Annotated in this window: 2 protein-coding genes and 1 pseudogene; 1 reads left to right on the top strand and 2 read right to left on the bottom strand. The window is 35.0% G+C overall.

Annotated elements, in window-relative coordinates; genetic code table 11:
* Both BN338_RS02380 and pcsA read right to left on the bottom strand, forming a co-directional pair.
* Positions 1–798: pseudogene (locus BN338_RS02380) on the bottom strand (3-hydroxyisobutyryl-CoA hydrolase); the annotation flags it as partial.
* A 22-nt stretch (positions 799–820) separates the two neighbouring features.
* Positions 821–1,636 (bottom strand): phosphatidylcholine synthase, encoded by an 816-nt coding sequence (gene pcsA / locus BN338_RS02375; RefSeq protein ID WP_039758659.1) that lies wholly within the window; start codon positions 1,634–1,636, stop codon positions 821–823.
* 179 nt (positions 1,637–1,815) lie between these two features.
* Between pcsA and BN338_RS02370 the strand changes: the two genes are divergently transcribed.
* The coding region (locus BN338_RS02370) for a UbiH/UbiF family hydroxylase (protein WP_039758657.1) at positions 1,816–2,820 on the top strand (1,005 nt) is incomplete at its 3' end.

Below are 2,820 nucleotides of genomic sequence, written 5' to 3'. Positions count from 1 at the left end.
GAGAACGTGACTGCAAAATATCATAACATTCTTTAGCAAATAAAATACCTTCATTACTTTTTTTATTAAGCAATTCAAGACACTCTTCTAATGTCTGAGCACTAAAACAAGAGTTAATGATACAACGTATTTCATGACTTGTTTCATAGTCTTTTGTAATTGCGCACTCCTCTAAAGCTAAAGTAGGATCTCCTTTCTCAATAATAGCTTTTCTAATTATATCAAATTCAATTTCAGGAACGGCATGTGTTGCTAATCCTAAATTTAAACAATCTCCCCATTTTATATGTGCACCAGTCAATGCAAGATAAATGCCAAAATGATTGGGAAGAGATGGTAAGAAAAAACTTGCACCAACATCTGGAAAAAATCCAATTGCAGCTTCTGGCATAGCAAAAACTGTATTTTCTGTAACAATTCGATGTGAACCATATAGAGAAATACCTACCCCTCCTCCCATCCAAATACCATTTAAGAAAGAAATATAAGGCTTTGAAAAACGTTTAATATACGCATTTAAACTATATTCATCCCTAAAATATTGATAAGCAGAGGCACTTTTTCCCATATGATAGATTTCTACAACATCTCCACCAGCACAAAAAGCACGTCCCTCCCCTTCAATTAAGACACAAGAAATATCCTTATCTGTTTCCCAAGTCTTAGAGCTTTTTTAAAAGCGGAAACCATTCGTTGATTAAGAGCGTTTAATGCTAAAGGGCGTGAGAGTTTTATAATACCAGCACATCCTTCTTTCGTAAAAGAAATATCATTCCCCGCTCCAAAATCAATTTGCATTTCACACCCTTTTTAAAAACAACTAGTCTATTGTTTTTTTATTTTTTGCCCCAAGTTGAGGAAATATTTGCATGATCGCGCCAATACAATATATATAAATTCCCGTTATTGAAATCCCTATTTTAACCCAATATGGAGCCTCTAATTGATAAAAGAAGGCTACAACACCAAAGAAACACCATAAGAGAAAAATTGGAAAATTAATTCTCCGTAAACGAAGGACTCTTATAGGATGGATAAAATAAATTGGCAAGAAAGATATAATCGCTGATACAACAATGATGATAAAACTAATCCACTCCTCTGGTCGTACGACAAAAAGTGAAAAAACCATCATATTCCACACAACAGGAAATCCTTTAAAAAAGTTTTCTTTAGTTTTCATACCAGTATCGGCATAATAAATAGCCGATGAAATAACAATGATTGCACTCAATGCAAACGATAGCCCTACCCCCATAAAACCACTTTGATAGAGAGCAAAAGCCGGAATTAAAACGTAAGTTACATAATCAATGATATTATCTAACAACTCTCCAGACCATGTTGGAAGTATGTATTTAACATCAAGTTTGCGTGCAATTGGTCCATCTATACCATCAACGAGAAGTGCAAGCCCAAGCCAACAGAACATAGCTGTCCATTCTTTTTGAGAAGCCGATATAAGTGAAAGAAATGCTAAAAATGATCCCGAAGCTGTTAGTAAATGAACAGAAAAAGCTTTTGCTTGGGGCATTGTTACTTTTTTATGGCGTAATAATTTAGCATTTGTTTTGATTTTTTTTGTTAGTTTACGTTTCAAGGTTTTCTTATCCTCGTTTTTAAAGTCTTCATCCATCTACCAATACGCCATTTTACCTATGATATGACTCAGCGTAAAAAAAATCATAAAAAGGTTACTTTTTTATATCGCATTATTTATTACATAATATAATAGAAGAGCTTCATACAATAAAAAGAGAGCAATCATTTAGAAATGTTAAAATATTTGCTCAATGAGGAAAGGCTCAATGCGTTGTGATACTTGAAAAGAGAGAATATAAAGCTATTACTGTTATTGGTGCAGGTCCTGTCGGAATGTTAGCCGCATTGAGACTTGCACATAAAGGTTTTTCTATTTTTCTTGTTGGCCCCCCTGCTCATACAGATGAGTTACGAACAACAGCTCTTATGATGCCTGCAATACGCACGCTTCAAAAACTTAATATTTGGAAGAATCTTCAAAAACATGCTGCTATTTTATCTTCCTTGAGAATTATAGATATAACTTCTAGGATCGTGCGCGCTCCTACGGTGCATTTTTCTTCTGCTGAAATTGATGAAAAAGCTTTTGGCTATAATATACCCAATGTCGAATTGAACAATGCTTTAGTCGATGCCGTTACACATATGCCCAATATTAAAAGATTTGTTTCTGAAGCCAAATCTTTTTACCATACAAAAAGCCATGTATCTATTACTCTTGCTGATGGTAAGACCATTCAAGCACCACTTGTTATTGCTGCTGATGGACGTCACTCTCTTACACGTGTAGCAGCAGGGATAAGTATTAAACAGTGGAATTATCCACAAAAAGCACTTGTTCTCAATTTTTCTCATGAGTTTTCTCATCAAAATACCTCAACTGAATTTCATACAGAACATGGTCCATTTACACAGGTTCCGCTACTAGGACGAAGATCCAGTCTTGTATGGGTCGTTCATCCTTCCCGTGCTGAGGAATTATTGAATATAGAATCAAAAAAAATTGCAAAAATCATCGAAAACCAAATGCAGTCAATGCTTGGAAAGCTAACCCTAGAAACATCAGTTCAAGCATGGCCACTTTCAGGACTTCTTGCTCATCATTTTGCTGCGAATCGAACAATTTTAGTGGGGGAAGCCGCTCATGTTTTCCCCCCTATTGGAGCACAGGGATTAAATTTAGGATTCCGTGATGTTCAAACTTTGATTGATATTTTACCCAATCAAATATCTGATTCTAACTCTAAAATGATTGTTAGACAATATAACCAATACCGC

This window comes from Bartonella queenslandensis AUST/NH15 (assembly GCF_000312585.1).
Taxonomy (GTDB): domain Bacteria; phylum Pseudomonadota; class Alphaproteobacteria; order Rhizobiales; family Rhizobiaceae; genus Bartonella; species Bartonella queenslandensis_A.
Note: the sequence above shows the minus strand (reverse complement) of the source record. Positions and strands in the feature narration are given on the sequence as shown.